A 17,968-nucleotide genomic window follows, 5' to 3' on the forward strand; every position below is an offset into this window, starting at 1 on the left:
ACAAGGCCTCCAAAATGTTTTGGAATTATACCAACTCGCAGCTGATGATTGGAACAAAAATCCAAATAGTATCCAAAACAAAGAGCGGGTATTGAACGAGTTTCGTGGTGCGAATAGGCATTTCGAATCAGCTATGCCATCATTTCAATTAGCAGTAAATGTGTATGCAGAAGCTGCGAATCTACATTTACTCCTATTACGAGACGCGGTTAAGTTTGGGAAAGAATGGGGTATGTCTTCTCTACCTGGTGAAGAATGGGATGATATGTATACTAGGCTCCAATCACGTACAGCAACATATACAGATTACTGTGTGAATACGTATAATAATGGGTTACAACAAGCCAAAAGCTTACAAGCAAACGTATCTGACTATAATCGTTACCCATGGACGCAGTATAATCAATCGGGCGGAACACCTGTTCGTTTCCGTGATGCTAAAGGAGAGTACCGAGGTACAGAAAATTGGAATTTATACAATGCGTACCGAAGAGACATGACTATTATGGTATTGGATATTATTACGCTATTTCCAACGTATGATCCGGGCCTTTATAGTACCCCAGTCAAATCAGAGCTCACACGAGAAGTTTATACGGATATACGGGGAACAACATGGTGGAGCGATGCCGCCCTCAATACGATAGATGGCATAGAAAATCGCATGTTAGGAAATCGACAATCACAGTTATTTACTTGGCTAACAGGGATGAATTTGTATATAAGGTATACGGGAAAGTCAACTAATTTTACACATGGTGATCTGATGGTAGGGTTGGAGAAAAAAGTTCGAAAAACGAATGCCAGTGACCAATGGCTTCCGGTAGAGGGTCAAAAAACAAATTATACGAGGGTTGATAGGCCTGGAATTGAGTTTGGAGAGTATTATTGGAATTATGCACGGACGCAACAGTGGTTTGAAACGAGATTGTTACAATTATGGGTGAATTTTGGCACTCTTTCATTAAATGCAGGAACGATAGGTGTTGGTGGTGAATTTTGGCAGCGTGATTTGCCACAATACAAAGATATATATGCAAGAAGTACGCGGGATCATTCTATTGAGAATCATCGATTATCTTGGATTAAATTTGAGCCTGTACGGGATGGCTGTCCTTTCGCATGGCCTGAGTATAAACAATTAAGCGCCTTGTTATTTGGCTGGACTCATAACAGTGTAGATCTATTCAATACAATAGCATCGGGTAGAATCACCCAAATTCCAGCGGTGAAAGGGAATGGACTAGAAAACATTGCGACGGGAACTGCTACTGTCAGGAGAGGAACTGGTAGTACAGGAGGAGATTTTGTACAGTTGATTGGAAATACACCTGCTGGGGAGGGGCGGTTGCATATTAGTTTTACTTCCTCAGGAAGCCGAAATTATCGAGTTAGATTCCGTTATGGGAGTACAACTGGTGGTAGGCTACGGGTATCTACTCCTACTGGTGATAAGTATACTAATATTCAAAGAACTTATGGTGGAGGACTTCCAACAGCATATAACGAATTTCAATATGCGGACTTGGGCGTACAGACAGTATATGCGAATCACTGGTTCGTGATTGTAGCTGAAACTGGAACAAATGTAGTCATCGATAAAATCGAATTTATTCCGGCATAAGATTCATTAGAAATATTTAAAGGGGAACGAGATTTAGAAAAGACACGGAAGGCAGTGAACTCCTTGTTTATGAATGGGTTCTGTACATTAATTGAATATATAAATTCTGTTTAATATCTTAACATAATCTAAAATAAACGACTGAGTAGTTACGCCTACTTTCTTGACGTAACACTCATATAGCGGGAGGATATTCAATGAATCAAAATGTGACAAAAGCGCGAGAGGCAGTTCATGCCTTGTTTTCGAATTCTACTACGCTACAATTGAAAGTCACCGATTACCAAGTAGATCAGGTGGCTAAGTTAGTAGAGTGTTTGTCGGATTGGATCCATCCAAAAGAAAAAATGTGTTTGCTAGATCAAGTAAAATTAGCGAAACGTTTGAGTCGAGAACGTAATCTATTAAACTATGGTGATTTTGAATCATCGGATTGGGCTGGTGTAGATGGATGGCACATAAGCCCTCATGTATACACGGTAGCGGATAATCCCATTTTTAAAGGTCATTATCTAAATCTGCCGAGTGCAAATAATCCTATATTAAGTGATAAAATATTTCCAGCGTATGTGTATCAAAAGATAGAGGAAGCAAAATTAAAACCATATACCCGCTATATGGTACGAGGGTTTGTAGGAAGTAGTAAAGATTTAGAAATTCTTGTTGCAAGATATGATAAAGAAGTGCACAAAAGAATGAATGTACCAAGTGATATCATATCAACCAATCCATGTACAGGAGAACCTGTATCACAACCAACTCCATATCCTGTTATGCCAAGTAATACGATGCCACAAGACATGTGGTGTAATCCATGCGAGAATGGGTATCAGACTGCAGCGGGGATGATGGTCCAAAGTACGGGTATGATGTGTCAAAATCCACATGAATTTAAGTTCTATATTGATATAGGTGAGCTCGATATGGAGCGAAATCTGGGCATTTGGGTTGGCTTTAAGATTGGGACGACAGATGGTATGGCGACATTGGATAATATAGAAGTAGTAGAGGCTGGGCCATTAACAGGAAATGCATTAACACGTATGCAAAAACGCGAGCCAAAATGGAAGAAAAAATGGGCAGAGAAACGAATGAAGATTGAAAGGGCTGTGCAAACAGCAAGAAATGCAATTCAAACGTTATTCACAGATTCAAATCAAAATCGTTTGCAATCAGCTATCACATTACAAAATATTTTGCGTGCGGAAAAATTGATACAAAAAATTCCATATGTATATAATCAATTTTTACAGGGCGTTTTATCAGCAGTACCAGGAGAAGCATATGCTTATAATATCTTCCAACAATTTTCCGAAACAGTTGCAATGGCAAGAGGATTATATAATCAGCGAAATGTACTGGTCAATGGTGAGTTTACTGAAGGATTGTGGAATTGGAATGCCTCAGATGGTACGGCTGTACAACAGATCGGAAACGCATCTGTGCTAGTGATTTCAGATTGGAGTGCAAACCTTTCGCAATATGTGTGTGTGAAGCCAGAACATAGCTATCTCTTACGTGTAACGGCAAGAAAAGAAGGTTCAGGAGAAGGGTATGTGACAATCAGCGATGGTACGGAAGAAAATACAGAAACATTGAAGTTTACAGTGGGTGAAGAAGAAACAGGTGCGACAAGGTCGAATGTTCGTTCTAATATGCGTGAACGTTATCATAAGCGCAATATGGCGACACCAGAAGCCTATGGTACAAGTGGATATGCAAGTAATCAAAATATGATGAACTATCCGCCAGAAAATTATGAAACAAATGCATATCCTGGTAATAATATGAATTACCCATCAGAAAGTTTTGGAATGAATCCATATGGTGATGAAAATAGTATGATGAACTATCCATCAGAAAATTATGGAGAAAATGCATATTCAGGCAACAACACTATGAATGACCTATCCAACGATTACGAAATGAATGGATATCCTGGTAATACTAATATGTCAATGAATCAAGGGTCGGATTGCGGTTGTGGATGCAGCAAACATGCATATTCGAGCGAACATATGATGAATAACTATCCACCAAATCAGTATGAAACGGGTGCATATCCTAACAGCACGAACATGATCAATCATCAGGGAATGGGCTGTGGATGTTCTTACAGTACAAATGAATATCCGATGGTAGAACAAAATACTCTTGACCTTTCTGGTTATGTAACGAAAACGGTTGAAATCTTCCCAGAAACGAATCGTGTCTGCATTGAAATTGGAGAAACATCTGGAACATTTATGTTGGAAAGCATTGAATTCATTCGAATGGATTGCGAATAATCCGATAAATAGAAGGCTCCCTCAGTAACATAATAGGGAGTCTTCTTTGTATGATATAAATATTGAAACAATTCTTATGTGCAGAGATAAAGATTTCTTCTATGGATGTTTCTTACAATTAATAGCGCTCGCATTCTCTTGGAATGTCACATGGAAGCGCTCCAAGTGTAATGACATTAATTTTATCAACCACAAGATGCGCAAGTCCTGGGAAACAGTCAAAATCAGATAAAATCACAAGCCCATTTTGGAATCCTTGAAACGTTCCTGTTGTTGGTGGTTGACAGTCATATTGTATCACAATACACGTGCCGGGACTTAATCTTCTTAAAAAGTGTAGAATGCCATTCTCATAATAACCTGCATTGAAATCTTGATAATTTTCATTCTCGAACGGTCTGTTGTCACATCCACAATGATTGTGTTCATTTTTCATTTTTTCATTCCTCCTTTGGTTTACAATGCATCCTATGTGTGGAGGAAGAATTGGGTGTATGTACCGTAAAAATGATGGAAAAAATTTTTGAGTACGCGTTACATAACATTTGCATACTTCATTCTCTTTTTTTATCGCAGTTTCCAATATGAACACTCCCTCACCTAATTGATAAGGGAGTGTTGTGAACTGTAATGGCTAGGTTAGTAATCATTTTTGTAAAATCTGTCGCTTAGTTAATAACGTCTCCATCTACGATGGCGGCGACGGCGAAAAGGATAAGGGCGCCAAGGGGGATAAGGGAAATATCGAGGTTCATAAAAAAAATCAGAATCATAGACGCTGTATATATCATCATCGTATCTTTCAGGTAAGTAAGCCAATAGAATCGCTCCTTTTTATTCATGATAAAAATGGTTAATTAGCCCTGCACAATCATAATATATGTGGGGAGAAATAGGATTGATCTGGACGTATGCCCAAAAAGTAAGCCTATTTTTAGGTGCCTAACCTGAAAGACAGTTTAGGAGCAGGGGAGAATAGTGTACGTACATGTGTTATTTCGGTAAATGCGACGGAAAAATATCATAGGAATGATTGGAACCGATCTAGTTTCGAACTGATATTAAATGTTTTAAAAATCGAAAAGCCTAGTTCATTAAGCTGGGTGTTTTTTATCTGGCCATAAATTCTTTATCGAAGTAGAACTTGTCCATTAAGTTATTTACAATCCCGTTGAAATAAGCGAATTTATACATCTAATGAGTTTTTATATGCAAAAGCCAATTTCCTGTAAGTCAAGGGAATTGGCTTTTTTTTCATTGTTATATATATATGCTTATCGAATCAATCTTGTCAGATACAAACACGGTAAGATTAGTATTTTGGTTTTTTTCTGGAAATTATTACATCGGAATGAATTCGATTTTGTCGATGATAATCTTATTATTACTAGAGTTGAAACTACTAGATACATATATCTCAGCTACCCTTTCATTCGTTGTCGCAGGTAGGAGTAGAGTATCTTGGTATGCAAAAGCATTGTATGTTAAATTCCCACCTGTATACGTAGCTGGAATATCATATTGATCTGATTCGAGTGTATTTCCGGGGAAGTGACAATCTACGCCCAGTGAAGCAGGAGAGTTATTAGCATAACGAATCCGCATACGATAGGCTGGTCCATTAGTAGGTAGTGTTACTTTTATACGTACGAGGCCACCAGAGCGCAACTGTACTAGATCTCCGCCTGTACTGCCAGGTCCCTTTATGACATCGGCGTCGCCAGTCAACATATATCCCTTCACCGCTGGAATTTGGGTAATCTTTTGAGTGTCTATCAAATTGTTGTGATCTGCGCTTACATGGGTCCAGCCGTAGCTGTAATATATGGGGGCTAGACCAGAATTCTGTAAACCGAATCCGATTCCAGTCCCCATATGTGAAAATCGATGACTATATAGATTAGAGTTTTGATCTATATAAGTTGAATTAAAAGATTACAATCGAATGCATAATCGATCGATCACTTTTTCAGGTGTGCGATTTAATTCCTGAATAAAAGCCTGTACATTTTTTTGAATTTCATAAATCGATGAATAAAAAACATTATGAATGATGTCTGATTTGAGCCATTTCCATACCCCTTCAATTAAATTTAAATCGGGACTGTAGGGAGGTAAAAACACTAATTCTAAGCGATGACAGTGTTTCCTTAAAAGTGGTTGGATGAGCTTCGCATGATGAATACGCGCATTATCTAGAATAAGAGCTATTTTCCCGTTGGGATACAGTTCAAGTACATGCTGAAGAAAACGAAGAAATGCTTCGGCATCATACCGCTCCTCTTCTACACAAACTAACTCACCGGTTTCATAATTAAGTGTACCAATAAGTTTAACACCTTGGTGTTTCCCATAAGTAGGAATACTGCGTTGTTTTCCTTTTAAAAACCATGTATGCTGCAGTGCTTGGTAATCGCGGATCATGGACTCATCTTGAAACAGAAGATGGTCAATCTCCTCGTTTAAAAGTTTTTTTTTTATAGGCGGGGAAGGTAACTTCCCTAAACTCTTGTTGTTTCACCGGGTCTGCTTTCGCTAATGTATACGTCGGTTTTGTGTAACTAAGCCCTAAATCATGTAAAAGTCGAGACACCCCGCGAAGTGTGTAACTTACGTTCCATTCTCTTTTAATGAAAGAAGCGATAATGGATAAAGTCCAATTATGTTTAGCTGGAAATCCAACATCAACGGGTAGATGAGATGCAATCACTTGAACTAACTCCTGTTCTTGTTCAGGGGCTAATTTACGTGGTGCTCCTGTTGATTGTCCCATGAGTAAGCCATGCAATCCTTTTTCTTTGTAAGCATTCACATAATTATAGATTGTTTTTTCAGAACGACCAATCATGTTCATTATTTCTTTTATAGAAAAGCCTTGTACATAGAAATAGATCGTTTGATAACGTTCATACATTCGTTTCGTTTTAGTCGTTTTCATTGCTACAAGTAGGCTTTCTTTTTCGTTTTGGTGTACATGTGTCATTTTGCTCCGCTCCATTTGTCAATATATGTTACTTATTATATTTCGACAAACAGTAGCTGTAACCTTTTAATTCAACTTATATATATAAGGTAATACTGTTTCTGACCAATGTCTATATGCTGAGGTGATTGTAGTTGCAGTTTGAGGATTTGATTTCGCAAACTCAAACTGAAAATCACAGACATTCATCCTTGCTGGAGGGATAGGACCGAAAACATGCTGGGCGGTCCAAATCCGCCGAATATCGTCATTATTTTGCGGCGAGGGAATCGTAATGTTCGTCGGAGCCCCCTCCCCGTGTGTACCTTGCAGTTCTCCTGTTATTATATTGTTGTTGAGCGTGTACTGATAATGTGTTCTGATGCCACGAAATATAGTCCAACCCAAGTCAATGTAGGGAGCTGTATAAATATTCATCTCACGTAACCATGTAAATAAACGTGGACTAGCAATTACATTAGACTCTACCTGCGCCAAAGTATGATCAGTCGGACGGCCAAAAGCAGTGCTATGCACGGTTCGTGTAAATTGTGACTTTGTAGGGACTGCATAGTGTGTTGGATCATACGTTGGCCATAATGAAATAATATCTAAGAGCCTGTTTATAGTCTTATCTTTTTATTAAAATAGCGAGAAATCCTAGGACAACCATTTGTTTACTTGTTTCTAGTTTTCTCTCTACATTTTTGAACAATCGTCTGTATTTTTCTAACCAAGCAAATGAGCGCTCTACGATCCATCTTTTAGGGATCACTTGAAATTGATGCAATTCGGACCGCTTGGCAACTTGTACTTCAGCATTCAATAGCTTTTGAATTTCTTTTTGAAACTTTTCTCCTGTGTACCCACCATCCGTGAGGATGGCTTCTATGGTTTCTTTCAATTCAGGATATTGCTCGTACATTTCGAGTGCGCCTTTTCGATCTGTGACATTGGCAGTGGTAACATGGATTGCATGGGGAAATCCAAGAATATCTACACTGATATGTCGTTTAATACCAGAAACTTTCTTACCACCATCATAACCTTTTTGTTCAGCCGTATCTGCATTCTTAACACTTTGGGCATCGACAATATTAAAGCTAGAGCTTTTGGGGCGATTCACTGCTTCCCTTATTTGCCCAACAATTTTTTTAATAAGGTCTCTAATAGACTACTACCTTCGGCATTGGATTTACTCCATTTTGCATAGTAGCGGTAAACATTTTGCCATTTGGGATAATCTTTTGGTAAAGCACGCCACTGGCAGCCTGTACTCAGAACATAGAGTAGTGCATTGAACACATCATAAAGGTCATACTTTCGCGGACTTGTGCGTTTGCTAAACGTTTCTAGTTCCTCACGAATGATCTCGAATTTTTCACGGCTGATATCACTTGGATAAGACATACACTCATCTCCTGTTTTTGCATACATCCTAACATATTTATAAGACTATAAACAGGCTCTTAGGTTGTTTTCTTCTCTCTAGAGATAGGATAACAATTTCATTAGCGAGTATCATGCGGTAGTTTTATGAGTGAAATCTGGAATAGTTATTTTCTATGCATACATGCATAGTCAAAGAAATGCTTGTCCATCAAGTTATTTTCAATACCGATCAAACATGCAGACTTATCCTTCAATCATTTGCTTAAAAATAGCTAGAGGGCCAGTGTATGCATTTTCTTTACGTTTAGCAATAATATGAATTTCTCTAAAGCTATCAATGTAATCATAGACCATGCTTTTAAACGTTCTTGTAAAGTATCCAATCGGATTTTTCATCAGAGTCCCGTTATGCTCAAATTCATGCGTATTTTTACGCAAAACAACAGATGCATTCGCAAGAATGTTGTGGAATACATCTTTATCCGCTAGTAAACTACATTTTTTTGCAGCCTTCTTTGCAATGTTTACGGCATTTTTGAAAGACTTATTAATAACTTTTGAATCGAATGCAGTTGCTAATTTCATACGCATGGATTGTGGTACACGATAATCGATAAAATCTGAATCATGTTTAAGAGATTGAATGTCGTCTTCTTTACGTTTGTTTATATCTTTTATATTTTGTTTTAAAGAAATAGTAGTTGTTTTATTGGTGTGACAAAAATCATCATCTGTAGCTGGTTTAGGTGTGACAACCTGTTCTTCCACAATGTTTGGTTGAATAACAATAACATTACTTGTTTGTTTCATGTCGCTCTTCCGCTTCATTTCTAGCTGTTTAATAATACCAAGGGACTCTAGGTGTTGGCATGCACGAATAACCGTTCTACGGCTAATATGAAGTACTTCAGCAATCTTCTTTTTTGATTTAAAAGAGACACCGAAATATTTAGCAGAATAGTTGTGTAAATGATTTAATACAGCTAATTGGTTTTTATTTAACTGATCCGCAAATTTCTCTTTGTATGCTCGAACAGTATCGTTTAATTTATCAATAGTTTCGAATGTTGATAGGTTTTCGTATGTTTCATTACCTGCGATAATTGTAATACTTTTTTTCTTTTCCATTATAAATCTTGTCTCCTTTTGAGAAACAAAAAAGCAACAGAATGCCAATTGTAAGCAAACTGTTGCTAGGAGCTCTTACGTACTGTAAAATAGTCCGTAAGAGTACAGCAAGTGTTTGCCTAGTCAGGGTAGGCGGACGGTATATAGAGTGTTGGTCGCACTTTATATACACGCTGTGCTCTTTTATTTTATTGTAGTTAAATGGCGTTTGGTCAATCAAACCCAATCTAACTACAATAAATAATTATAGTTAGATTGGGTTTATTTTAATTGAAAGTCCATTACCTTAATTATAGGTAGAATAGGATTCTTTCCAACCCTTGCTGGTTTTATTACATCAATTGACATAGAAGATACAAATGAATTCACGGCAGCCTTCTTCGATTCATTATTTAAGTGGACCCACTCGTTTTTCAATTTGTTTAATAGTTCTTTGATTTCAAATGAAGAAACTGTATCCTCTTTGTTGGCAAGTTGTTTTTGTATTAAGGTTTCTTCTTGTGTGAGTGTTAGCATGTCTTTTTTATATTCATTTTTAGGAATATCTCCTTCTATAAATAAATATTTTAAACGTGACTTTTTCTCTTGAATCTTATTATATTGTTCTTGCAAGTTACTTAATTCCATCGGTGGTTCTATATTATCATCGAGATCAACAATTACTGATTCTAATATATTTAAAAATTCTTTTTCGACCACACCTTCTGGAACTTGTGGCATATCACACATTCCTTTATGATGTCTTGAGCTGCATCGATAACCCATTACAACTCTATCGTTAGTTCGCACTTGTTTATTACCTAAGAAGTGCTTTCCGCATCTTGCGCATTTTAAAACATTGGAGAATACGAAGTAATTCTGCAATCTAACTTTCCCTATTTTTCTACTGTTTTGTATTTGTTGTATCGTATACCATGTATCTCTATCGATAAATGTTTCGAAATCTTTTTGAGCTATATCTGTTAAAACATCTTCACCCCAACGGATTTTACCGATATAAATAGGGTTATTTATAATATAACGTACTGCATCATAATTAAATGCTTTTCCTTGTTTGGTTTTAATACCTCGGCTATTTAAAGATTTTACAATACTTATTACGCCTTTTGTTTTATAAGATTCAAATATGTATTTTACAATTTCAGCTTCTTCATGATTTATATATAGATTTCCGCCTTTTTGATTGTATCCCATAGGTGACTTTGCGCCATTCCTTAGACCTAATTCAGCTTTTTTCTGCATGGAATCTCGTACGCGTTCTGCTGTCGTTTCTCGTTCCCATTGCGCTAGTGTCGCGACCAATGTGATAAACATCCTACCTGTAGCAGTTGTTGTATCGAATACTTCTGTACTGCTCTTAAACTTAACGTTGTATTCATCCATTGTTTTAAGAAGAGCATGTAAATCCATCACAGATCGAGTGAAACGATCTAATCTGTAAACAAGAATAATATCATATTGATGTTTTTTCATGTCCTTTATCATTTTTTGAAAAGCAGGTCTTTCTGTATTTTTTGCGCTATATCCTTCATCACAGTAATCATTTATGACTACCCAGTCTTGTGATTTAGCGTATTGCTCCAGACGTAATTTCTGCATGTCTAATGAAATACCTTCTTCAACTTGCATATCAGTAGATACACGTCTATAAATTACACACTTCATTTGCATATACTCCTTTCTTAACTAAATTTCTATATCATATGTTTTATTGGAACTGATTAGACAAATGCATGGGTCAACTATTTGATTGACTATTGGGCCCCAGTGAGAAATTCTCACTGTTCATCCGACTGAATGAAATCATATAGTTCTTCCATATTCACATTAAGTTGAGAAGCAATATTCTTAGCGGTTTGATAAGACATAATCCTATCGTTATTTGCATAAGAATGAACTTGTTGTTTTTTCATGCCTAACTTTAATGCTAGATCTACTTGTGTTATTTTCTTCTTTTTTAAAATTTCATTCAGTCGGCATTTGCCGACTACATACACTGCTTCACCGCCTAATTACTGAATGATTGGACTCACACTGTATAAAAACTTACCTATTATTTTTATATCCTCGCAATTATCTCGTGAGAATTGTTGGTCCTTGAAACTTTCATCATGAGAAAAAGGTTCCAATATTATTAAGTCTGTAAACTTATACACTTTTTTCAGAGTTGCATAATGTCCGTTCACAATCACAGCGGCTATTTCTCCATTTTCAACATCTGGTTGTTTTTTTAGTACGGCATAATGACCATTTGGAATAATTTTATTCATTGATTCACCATTCACAACGAGACCAAATAGTTCATCGATGTTGTGTGTTTGGTATGGAGGCGTAATCCTGTCAACTACATCTTGCACTGCTTCTATGGGTGTACCAGCAGCTATTTGACCAATGACAGGTATTTCACTTTTTTCTACTTTATATTCAATAGGTTTTTCTGTTACGAGTTGAAGCTCCCCATTTATAAGTTCAACTTTAGTGTTTTTATATGTTGTATCAATATCAGCTTTTGTTACACCAAATACAGCTGCCATTTTCTCTAAAACACCTGCACCTGGTTTAGATCTATACTTCATATAATCACTCATAGTACTTCTTGCAATACCTATTTGATTAGCCAAATCTGATTGAGTCATATCATGTTGTTTTAAAAGCTTTTTAATGTTCTTCACTATAATTTCTTTTTGAAATTCACTCATGTTTTCACCTCCTATATTGATTATGGTTTTAATATATCACATTACGAATAATTCGTAAAGTGCACGTTCTGTATGTTTTTTTCGTACTTTTGTATTGATATTACTTAAATTTAGTAATACAATAAGTTTCGAAGGGAGGGGGTTACACGATGGAATATTTCAAAAGAACATTAAATGAGTTAAGGGAAAGTGCAGGATTCAATCAAGCGGAACTCGCTGATATACTAGAGGTTTCCCCTAAAACATTGTGGTTATACGAACAAGACTCTACTAACATGCCTGATGAATTAATAAAAAAATATATGTACTTATTTGATGTTCCCTATGAGGATATATTTTTTGGTAGCAAGTACGAAAAAATCGTACTGGTTAAAAATAGGGTTATGGAAAGAGCGAACAACTTAAAAAGGATAGTTTCTTGAAAGAAGAATAATCAGGAATGTCAAAATTTTAAGTATATAGAAGAAATATGAATTCAAAGGATAGTCCTACTGTCCCACTTACATATAAATGCACTGAGGTGATAGAGGATGGGGAAAGGACAAATTATTCGAGATGAAAACGGATATGTAATAAAAGTAATACCGACAAAAGAACAATGGAAGAATTTTTTAATACCGTTGATACCAGCTGCACGGGAGCTAATTATACAAAGGAAAATAGATCAAAGAAATAAGGGGAACGAAAGTAAATAATTTTTTTAATATATTTGCGAAATTTGTTGATAAATATTTGTTCTATAAATTAAAGGAGAGTGAAGAAAAATGAACGGAGTATTATCTGCAAGTAAATTAATGAAAGCATCAGAGGTTGTAAGAAAATGTGCAGAAATGAGAAATAATCCAGCGTCATTACTTATTACTGAATTAGAAGCAAAGTGTCAGTTAAGGGAAATGAACTGCAAGGTTTCAGATCGAAGGGAGGTGAGTTAATTGAAGGATGGAAATGATGTATTTACAAATTTGAAGCAAGCTTTTGAAGAAGCTGTTGAATATGCAGTGGTAAATAGTATGAGTGAATGCAATGTAAACGAGATACAACGTTCAGAACTGTTGACGGCAGTAACGAACGAAGCATCTCGAAGATTAAAAGAAAGAAATGTACCTTATCAAGATGGTCTTGCGAATGTAATTACTGGTCGTAGAAAGTATCAAGACTATTAAATTTTTTTCTGAGTACTTTCGAAAAACATTTTAAATGAGTATTCGAAAACTCTCATAAAGCTATCTGATGTAGGATTTGTTTCTAAATATTCCCGAATGCTCTCATAGTCTTTTGTATTTGGGAAATTATTATCCAATTCCACATCGACTGCTATGTCGCCGATAGGAAAATCTACACCTTTGAATTTTAATAACCATTCTTTATAAGTTAGCAACAGTATCACCTCCTATGGAGGATTATACCAGAATAATAGATTGGAGAGAGTTAATTGAAGGAAGTAACATTAGTTTTTAAATCAGGTGTCAAAGCAAGTTTTACAGTAGAGCAATTTAAAACAATTATAAATGGCTTTGGTTCTTTAACGAAAATTGAATATGAAGGTGCTACTGGAAAGGTACCATTCCACATTGGATTATGTAATGTTGATGCAATATTTGTGGAAGACATTGCTGAAAAGGAATCTAAGAGCCTGTTTATAGTCTTATCTTTTTATTAAAATAGCGAGAAATCCTAGGACAACCATTTGTTTACTTGTTTCTAGTTTTCTCTCTACATTTTTGAACAATCGTCTGTATTTTTCTAACCAAGCAAATGAGCGCTCTACGATCCATCTTTTAGGGATCACTTGAAATTGATGCAATTCGGACCGCTTGGCAACTTGTACTTCAGCATTCAATAGCTTTTGAATTTCTTTTTGAAACTTTTCTCCTGTGTACCCACCATCCGTGAGGATGGCTTCTATGGTTTCTTTCAATTCAGGATATTGCTCGTACATTTCGAGTGCGCCTTTTCGATCTGTGACATTGGCAGTGGTAACATGGATTGCATGGGGAAATCCAAGAATATCTACACTGATATGTCGTTTAATACCAGAAACTTTCTTACCACCATCATAACCTTTTTGTTCAGCCGTATCTGCATTCTTAACACTTTGGGCATCGACAATATTAAAGCTAGAGCTTTTGGGGCGATTCACTGCTTCCCTTATTTGCCCAACAATTTTTTTAATAAGGTCTCTAATAGACTACTACCTTCGGCATTGGATTTACTCCATTTTGCATAGTAGCGGTAAACATTTTGCCATTTGGGATAATCTTTTGGTAAAGCACGCCACTGGCAGCCTGTACTCAGAACATAGAGTAGTGCATTGAACACATCATAAAGGTCATACTTTCGCGGACTTGTGCGTTTGCTAAACGTTTCTAGTTCCTCCCGAATGATCTCGAATTTTTCACGGCTGATATCACTTGGATAAGACACACACTCATCTCCTGTTTTTGCATACATCCTAACATATTTATAAGACTATAAACAGGCTCTAAGGAACCTGATCATCCAATTGAAGATTTCTATGGTTGTGAAATTAAGCAAGATGATAAGTATTTTATGTTTGGACAGGATGTCGTACTTAAAGAAAATCTAACGGAATATTTAATCGAACAACAAAACGTTGAATGCTTTCGAGCAAGTTAACTAAAGAAAGGATGGTAAAAGAAAATGACAGCACAGCAGTTGTTTGAAGAAAAACAACATTTAGTAATCGCAGCGATTAAACAAAGGTTTGGAAGTATCGCAAGAGCCACACAAATTGCAGAAATGAACAATATGGAGTTGGACGATTTAATTCAAGTTGGTCGTATGCATTTATGGGTTTGTTGTGTGAAACATGATGTAGAGAGAGCGGAGACCTTCAATGCATATGTTATGAAAGGTATGAAATGGGCCATGAGTGATGAGCTGCATATGAAAGGAACGGCTTTTAAAGTAAGTAGAAAAGTTAGTCATGAGGAAAAAAATCAAATCAATATTCATTCGATTGATTTGCATCGAGATGAGGAAACAGTAAATGAATTTTATGCAGTTTCTCCTATCAATGTGGAAGAAGACGTCATGTCATCCATTGAATTTGAAGAAGTAACGAGTGTGCTGGAAGAAAAAGAAAAGTCAATCATTCTGCATATTGGTGAGGGATATACCACAAGAGAAATTGCAAGGAAATTTGAGATGGGGAAATCCACAGTGAACAAAAAGAAGAACGAAGCATTTTTGAAAATCAATCCAGATTATAAACCGATGAAACAAAGATCATTTTTCTTGGGTAAAAGGACATTAAAGGGGAACCACCAGCAGCTTCTGGTGATGTAAAGTATAGGGAAACGTAAAAAAAGACCTGTTAAACAGGTCGAAAGCAAGGGTTTTTCGTGACAATACATGATTCAATTGTATTGTAACAAATGCACAAGGAGAATACTAGTCTTTGAATGCAGAATCTTCAATCATTTCTATGTGGAGGGATGTTAAAAATGAATAATCAATTAAAAGTACAAACTTCTTATTTAGTAATGGTGGGGAACCTATTTATTAGGAACCACACCCCGTTAATGATGTCTAAAAATATTAACGGTGCAATGGAGTTTGATTATGCTATGGCAAAGAAAACTGCTGCTGATTTTGATGGCGTAGTAGTAAGAAAAACTGTGGAATATGAAGTAGTAATCAATAGATAACAGGGAGGGATTTAACATAATTGAAAATCCAATGATTATAGGGAATCCACATGACTCAGCGATAACTAATATTATGGGCCATTGTGAAAGTTGCAATAAGGAAATCTATTTCGGTGAAGAATACCGCGACATGGATGGTGATTCCATACACGACGAAATAGATTGTATCACAAAATACGTAGAGTCTCATTCTACAAAGAAGATAGCGGGTGAGTGAAATGAATTTACAGGACAAAATTGAATTTGAAATTAAGATTCTAATGGGATTAATAGAACGCTATAAGCAAAGTGAAGATCTAAGTGCATCCTCTATCATTATCGCTTATGAATATGGGTTACAAGCGTTGATGGCTGTGTATGAAGCAAGCAAACAAGAAGAGGTGAAGCCGTTTTGAAAAGATCGATAGGGGAATTGCAAAAGGTAGTAAAGGTCGAGAAAAGAAAATTGGCGGATTACGAGTTCAAGTTAAAACAATTGAAAGAACATGAACTTCTCCTTCATGAATCAATCGAAGATACGAGGGTGAATATTCTGGATTATGAAGAAACATTACAGGTATTAGAACGCATAGTAAGGGAGTGATTCGATGTTTCAGGTCACACAGGCGCAACGTGAGAAGATGAAAGCTGTGATTGGGTTTATTGGTTGTAGTGGATCAGGGAAAACAGGTAGTGCATTACTTACGGCTTTTGGAATGATGCAAGAAGCTTATCCTGATTTATCAGAAGAAGAACTGTGGAAGAAGATTGGGGTTATTGATACAGAACATGAACGTTCAAAACTTCATGTAGGTCTTGTGTATGGAGAAGTGAAAATAGGAAGTTTCCTTCATATCAATTTCACTCCACCGTACACAACTGAACGATACAACGTAGCTGTGCAAGTGATGAAGCAAGCTGGTGCTGAAGTACTTATTATCGATTCTCTTTCTCACAATTGGCAAGGAGAGGGTGGTATTGTAGAAACGCATGGAAATATGTCGGGTAACTCCTTTCAAAATTGGGGGAAATTAGCTTTTGAAACAACGAAGCTGATTAAAACTCTCACGCAGAATGACGTTCATATTCTGGCTACCCTTCGAACTAAAACAGAATACGTCGTGGAATCGGATTCCAATGGGAAGATGGCACCACGTAAGGTCGGAACGAAGCCTGTTCAGAAAGACGAGATGGAATATGAATTTATGTTGAATTTTGTTATTGATATCGACCATGTGGCGGATACATCCAAGGATAATACGCAACTGTTCGAGGGTAATCCACAGAAGATTACAGCGGATGTAGGGCGTAAACTATATCAATGGCTCGAGCTAGGAATTGATGTGAAAGCAGAGGAAGAAGCAAGGCGGACAAGCCTTATTCAGCAAGTTATAGACATTGCAAATGCACATACAGAGGCACAAATGAAGATACAAGAATTTGAGCTAAAGGCAAATCGAAAATTAGAAGACTTTACGATGAAGTTAGCACAAACAGCGTTAGAAAGATTACAAACTTTTATCAATCGGGAGGAATAAAGAATGTTTACAGTAGATCATACAAAAGCAAAAAGATTTGAAGAAGTGAAACCAGGTGAATATGAGGTAACAGTGGTGAAATATGACCAGACAACATCACAAAATGGGAACCCACGCATTATCGTTGATTACGAGATTCGCAGTGATGTAGCACAACCGCATCAAGGGCAACAAATACGTTTTGATAACTTCGTTGTAACGGAGAATTCTATGTGGAGATTGCATGCAGCGTCGGAGGCAGCGGGATTCCCAACTGGTATGGGATTTAAGTCGTATAAAGAATGGGCAGATACGCTCTTGAATAAGCACCTTAGAGTAGTAGTGGGAGAAAGAGAATATAACGGGAAAAAGTACCCGCAGGTAACTGGATTTAAACCGTCAGAAGTTGTACCACCTCAAAGTATCCAGGTCTCCGATTCAGACGTGCCGTTTTGAGAATAAATCGAATGCAGGTAGGAGAGAGTCCATGTGGTTCTCTCTCTAGCCTGTTATGTAATCAGTGTGGGAGGGTGAGAATGTGCCGCATAAAATGCCAAGTTATACAAAACGCATCCAGGAAGTACTTCCGCATGCAAAAATTATTCAGTTAATTGGATATGCAAATGGAAATAGAGAGTATCAAAAAGCGAAATGTGCAGTGGGAAAGTGGCAAACAACAGGAACATTACAAGACGAACAAATTCACGC

22 protein-coding genes and 3 pseudogenes are annotated in these 17,968 nt (G+C 36.7%); 14 read left to right on the forward strand and 11 right to left on the reverse strand.

The window, feature by feature from the left end; all coding sequences use genetic code 11:
* Both ACP6L7_RS31365 and ACP6L7_RS31370 read left to right on the forward strand, forming a co-directional pair.
* The coding region (locus ACP6L7_RS31365) for an insecticidal delta-endotoxin Cry8Ea1 family protein (RefSeq protein WP_430529655.1) at positions 1 to 1,624 on the forward strand (1,624 nt) is incomplete at its 5' end.
* Positions 1,625 to 1,821: 197 nt separating this feature from the next.
* Positions 1,822 to 3,912: a hypothetical protein gene (locus ACP6L7_RS31370; RefSeq protein ID WP_430528976.1), complete on the forward strand. Its 2,091-nt coding sequence runs from the start codon at positions 1,822 to 1,824 to the stop codon at positions 3,910 to 3,912.
* A 118-nt stretch (positions 3,913 to 4,030) separates the two neighbouring features.
* Here ACP6L7_RS31370 and ACP6L7_RS31375 read toward each other — a convergent pair whose 3' ends face one another.
* From ACP6L7_RS31375 to ACP6L7_RS31415, 9 genes and pseudogenes are all read right to left on the reverse strand, one after another.
* Entirely contained in the window at positions 4,031 to 4,348 is a 318-nt protein-coding gene (locus tag ACP6L7_RS31375) for a hypothetical protein (protein ID WP_430528975.1), read from the reverse strand.
* Between the two features lie 905 nt (positions 4,349 to 5,253).
* Entirely contained in the window at positions 5,254 to 5,787 is a 534-nt protein-coding gene (locus ACP6L7_RS31380; RefSeq protein ID WP_430528974.1) for a delta endotoxin C-terminal domain-containing protein, read from the reverse strand.
* Positions 5,788 to 5,847: 60 nt separating this feature from the next.
* Positions 5,848 to 6,895 (reverse strand): annotated as a pseudogene (locus ACP6L7_RS31385) (IS630 family transposase).
* A gap of 66 nt (positions 6,896 to 6,961) precedes the next feature.
* Complete coding sequence (locus ACP6L7_RS31390) at positions 6,962 to 7,501, reverse strand: insecticidal delta-endotoxin (RefSeq protein WP_430529654.1); 540 nt, start codon at positions 7,499 to 7,501, stop codon at positions 6,962 to 6,964.
* A 4-nt stretch (positions 7,502 to 7,505) separates the two neighbouring features.
* A protein-coding gene (locus ACP6L7_RS31395) for an IS5 family transposase (RefSeq protein WP_430528891.1) occupies positions 7,506 to 8,284 on the reverse strand; the annotation gives its coding sequence in 2 pieces (ribosomal slippage) (positions 7,506 to 8,023 and positions 8,023 to 8,284; 780 coding nt in all).
* A gap of 225 nt (positions 8,285 to 8,509) precedes the next feature.
* Positions 8,510 to 9,394: a helix-turn-helix domain-containing protein gene (locus ACP6L7_RS31400; protein WP_430528972.1), complete on the reverse strand. Its 885-nt coding sequence runs from the start codon at positions 9,392 to 9,394 to the stop codon at positions 8,510 to 8,512.
* A 261-nt stretch (positions 9,395 to 9,655) separates the two neighbouring features.
* Positions 9,656 to 11,059, reverse strand: coding sequence for a recombinase family protein (locus tag ACP6L7_RS31405; protein ID WP_430529443.1), 1,404 nt, complete (start codon positions 11,057 to 11,059; stop codon positions 9,656 to 9,658).
* A gap of 113 nt (positions 11,060 to 11,172) precedes the next feature.
* On the reverse strand, positions 11,173 to 11,391 hold the full coding sequence (locus ACP6L7_RS31410; RefSeq protein WP_430529442.1) for a helix-turn-helix domain-containing protein: 219 nt from the start codon (positions 11,389 to 11,391) through the stop codon (positions 11,173 to 11,175).
* Positions 11,392 to 11,406: 15 nt separating this feature from the next.
* A complete protein-coding gene (locus ACP6L7_RS31415; protein WP_430529441.1) occupies positions 11,407 to 12,093 on the reverse strand; it encodes a LexA family protein in 687 nt (228 codons plus the stop codon).
* A 149-nt stretch (positions 12,094 to 12,242) separates the two neighbouring features.
* Here ACP6L7_RS31415 and ACP6L7_RS31420 point away from each other — a divergent pair, with 149 nt between their 5' ends.
* From ACP6L7_RS31420 to ACP6L7_RS31435, 4 genes are all read left to right on the forward strand, one after another.
* Positions 12,243 to 12,515, forward strand: a complete 273-nt coding sequence (locus ACP6L7_RS31420; protein ID WP_430529440.1) for a helix-turn-helix transcriptional regulator — start codon at positions 12,243 to 12,245, stop codon at positions 12,513 to 12,515.
* Positions 12,516 to 12,623: 108 nt separating this feature from the next.
* Positions 12,624 to 12,788 (forward strand): hypothetical protein, encoded by a 165-nt coding sequence (locus ACP6L7_RS31425; RefSeq protein ID WP_430529439.1) that lies wholly within the window; start codon positions 12,624 to 12,626, stop codon positions 12,786 to 12,788.
* A gap of 69 nt (positions 12,789 to 12,857) precedes the next feature.
* Positions 12,858 to 13,025 (forward strand): hypothetical protein, encoded by a 168-nt coding sequence (locus ACP6L7_RS31430; RefSeq protein ID WP_430529438.1) that lies wholly within the window; start codon positions 12,858 to 12,860, stop codon positions 13,023 to 13,025.
* Positions 13,026 to 13,256 carry a hypothetical protein gene (locus tag ACP6L7_RS31435; protein WP_242136684.1) on the forward strand — a complete coding sequence of 77 codons (231 nt, stop codon included), beginning with the start codon at positions 13,026 to 13,028 and terminating at the stop codon, positions 13,254 to 13,256. It abuts the gene before it with no gap.
* Here ACP6L7_RS31435 and ACP6L7_RS31440 read toward each other — a convergent pair.
* Positions 13,253 to 13,471 (reverse strand): YozE family protein, encoded by a 219-nt coding sequence (locus ACP6L7_RS31440; protein WP_430529656.1) that lies wholly within the window; start codon positions 13,469 to 13,471, stop codon positions 13,253 to 13,255. The two genes, ACP6L7_RS31435 and ACP6L7_RS31440, sit on opposite strands and share 4 nt — an antisense overlap.
* 54 nt (positions 13,472 to 13,525) lie before the next feature.
* On the opposite strand from ACP6L7_RS31440, the pseudogene ACP6L7_RS31445 reads away from it, so the two are divergent.
* Positions 13,526 to 13,720: pseudogene (locus tag ACP6L7_RS31445) on the forward strand (hypothetical protein); the annotation flags it as partial.
* A gap of 18 nt (positions 13,721 to 13,738) precedes the next feature.
* Here the strand turns inward: ACP6L7_RS31445 and ACP6L7_RS31450 are convergent.
* Positions 13,739 to 14,544, reverse strand: a protein-coding gene (locus ACP6L7_RS31450) for an IS5 family transposase (RefSeq protein ID WP_430529436.1) whose coding sequence is annotated in 2 segments (ribosomal slippage) — positions 13,739 to 14,256 and positions 14,256 to 14,544 — 807 coding nt in all. Because the reading frame shifts where the segments join, the coding sequence is not laid out codon by codon here.
* A 33-nt stretch (positions 14,545 to 14,577) separates the two neighbouring features.
* Between ACP6L7_RS31450 and ACP6L7_RS31455 the strand changes: the two are divergent.
* From ACP6L7_RS31455 to ACP6L7_RS31485, 7 genes and pseudogenes are all read left to right on the forward strand, one after another.
* Positions 14,578 to 14,730 (forward strand): annotated as a pseudogene (locus tag ACP6L7_RS31455) (YqaI family protein); the annotation flags it as partial.
* A 24-nt stretch (positions 14,731 to 14,754) separates the two neighbouring features.
* On the forward strand, positions 14,755 to 15,402 hold the full coding sequence (locus ACP6L7_RS31460; RefSeq protein ID WP_430529435.1) for a sigma-70 family RNA polymerase sigma factor: 648 nt from the start codon (positions 14,755 to 14,757) through the stop codon (positions 15,400 to 15,402).
* 116 nt (positions 15,403 to 15,518) lie between these two features.
* Entirely contained in the window at positions 15,519 to 15,764 is a 246-nt protein-coding gene (locus ACP6L7_RS31465) for a hypothetical protein (protein WP_430529434.1), read from the forward strand.
* Positions 15,765 to 15,982: 218 nt separating this feature from the next.
* Positions 15,983 to 16,159, forward strand: coding sequence for a hypothetical protein (locus ACP6L7_RS31470; RefSeq protein ID WP_430529433.1), 177 nt, complete (start codon positions 15,983 to 15,985; stop codon positions 16,157 to 16,159).
* Positions 16,156 to 16,347 carry a hypothetical protein gene (locus tag ACP6L7_RS31475; protein WP_430529432.1) on the forward strand — a complete coding sequence of 64 codons (192 nt, stop codon included), beginning with the start codon at positions 16,156 to 16,158 and terminating at the stop codon, positions 16,345 to 16,347. The genes ACP6L7_RS31470 and ACP6L7_RS31475 overlap by 4 nt, the downstream gene beginning before the upstream one ends.
* Before the next feature lie 4 nt (positions 16,348 to 16,351).
* A complete protein-coding gene (locus ACP6L7_RS31480) occupies positions 16,352 to 17,281 on the forward strand; it encodes a DEAD/DEAH box helicase family protein (RefSeq protein ID WP_430529431.1) in 930 nt (309 codons plus the stop codon).
* A gap of 3 nt (positions 17,282 to 17,284) precedes the next feature.
* On the forward strand, positions 17,285 to 17,716 hold the full coding sequence (locus ACP6L7_RS31485) for a DUF669 domain-containing protein (protein WP_430529430.1): 432 nt from the start codon (positions 17,285 to 17,287) through the stop codon (positions 17,714 to 17,716).
* Positions 17,717 to 17,968: the final 252 nt, after the last annotated feature.

This window comes from Bacillus silvicola, from assembly GCF_050524305.1.
GTDB classification, from domain to species: domain Bacteria; phylum Bacillota; class Bacilli; order Bacillales; family Bacillaceae_G; genus Bacillus_A; species Bacillus_A cereus_AT.

Excerpts from the sequence above, each read along its gene's own strand:
- ACP6L7_RS31405 (WP_430529443.1), bottom strand. The coding sequence starts at position 11,059 with ATGAAGTGTGTAATTTATAGACGTGTATCTACTGATATGCAAGTTGAA.
- ACP6L7_RS31485 (WP_430529430.1), top strand. The coding sequence starts at position 17,285 with ATGTTTACAGTAGATCATACAAAAGCAAAAAGATTTGAAGAAGTGAAA.
- ACP6L7_RS31415 (WP_430529441.1), bottom strand. The coding sequence starts at position 12,093 with ATGAGTGAATTTCAAAAAGAAATTATAGTGAAGAACATTAAAAAGCTT.
- ACP6L7_RS31380 (WP_430528974.1), bottom strand. The coding sequence starts at position 5,787 with ATGGGGACTGGAATCGGATTCGGTTTACAGAATTCTGGTCTAGCCCCC.
- ACP6L7_RS31370 (WP_430528976.1), top strand. The coding sequence starts at position 1,822 with ATGAATCAAAATGTGACAAAAGCGCGAGAGGCAGTTCATGCCTTGTTT.
- ACP6L7_RS31470 (WP_430529433.1), top strand. The coding sequence starts at position 15,983 with ATGAATTTACAGGACAAAATTGAATTTGAAATTAAGATTCTAATGGGA.
- ACP6L7_RS31465 (WP_430529434.1), top strand. The coding sequence starts at position 15,519 with ATGCAGAATCTTCAATCATTTCTATGTGGAGGGATGTTAAAAATGAAT.
- ACP6L7_RS31460 (WP_430529435.1), top strand. The coding sequence starts at position 14,755 with ATGACAGCACAGCAGTTGTTTGAAGAAAAACAACATTTAGTAATCGCA.
- ACP6L7_RS31375 (WP_430528975.1), bottom strand. The coding sequence starts at position 4,348 with ATGAAAAATGAACACAATCATTGTGGATGTGACAACAGACCGTTCGAG.
- ACP6L7_RS31430 (WP_430529438.1), top strand. The coding sequence starts at position 12,858 with ATGAACGGAGTATTATCTGCAAGTAAATTAATGAAAGCATCAGAGGTT.
- ACP6L7_RS31480 (WP_430529431.1), top strand. The coding sequence starts at position 16,352 with ATGTTTCAGGTCACACAGGCGCAACGTGAGAAGATGAAAGCTGTGATT.
- ACP6L7_RS31400 (WP_430528972.1), bottom strand. The coding sequence starts at position 9,394 with ATGGAAAAGAAAAAAAGTATTACAATTATCGCAGGTAATGAAACATAC.
- ACP6L7_RS31420 (WP_430529440.1), top strand. The coding sequence starts at position 12,243 with ATGGAATATTTCAAAAGAACATTAAATGAGTTAAGGGAAAGTGCAGGA.
- ACP6L7_RS31425 (WP_430529439.1), top strand. The coding sequence starts at position 12,624 with ATGGGGAAAGGACAAATTATTCGAGATGAAAACGGATATGTAATAAAA.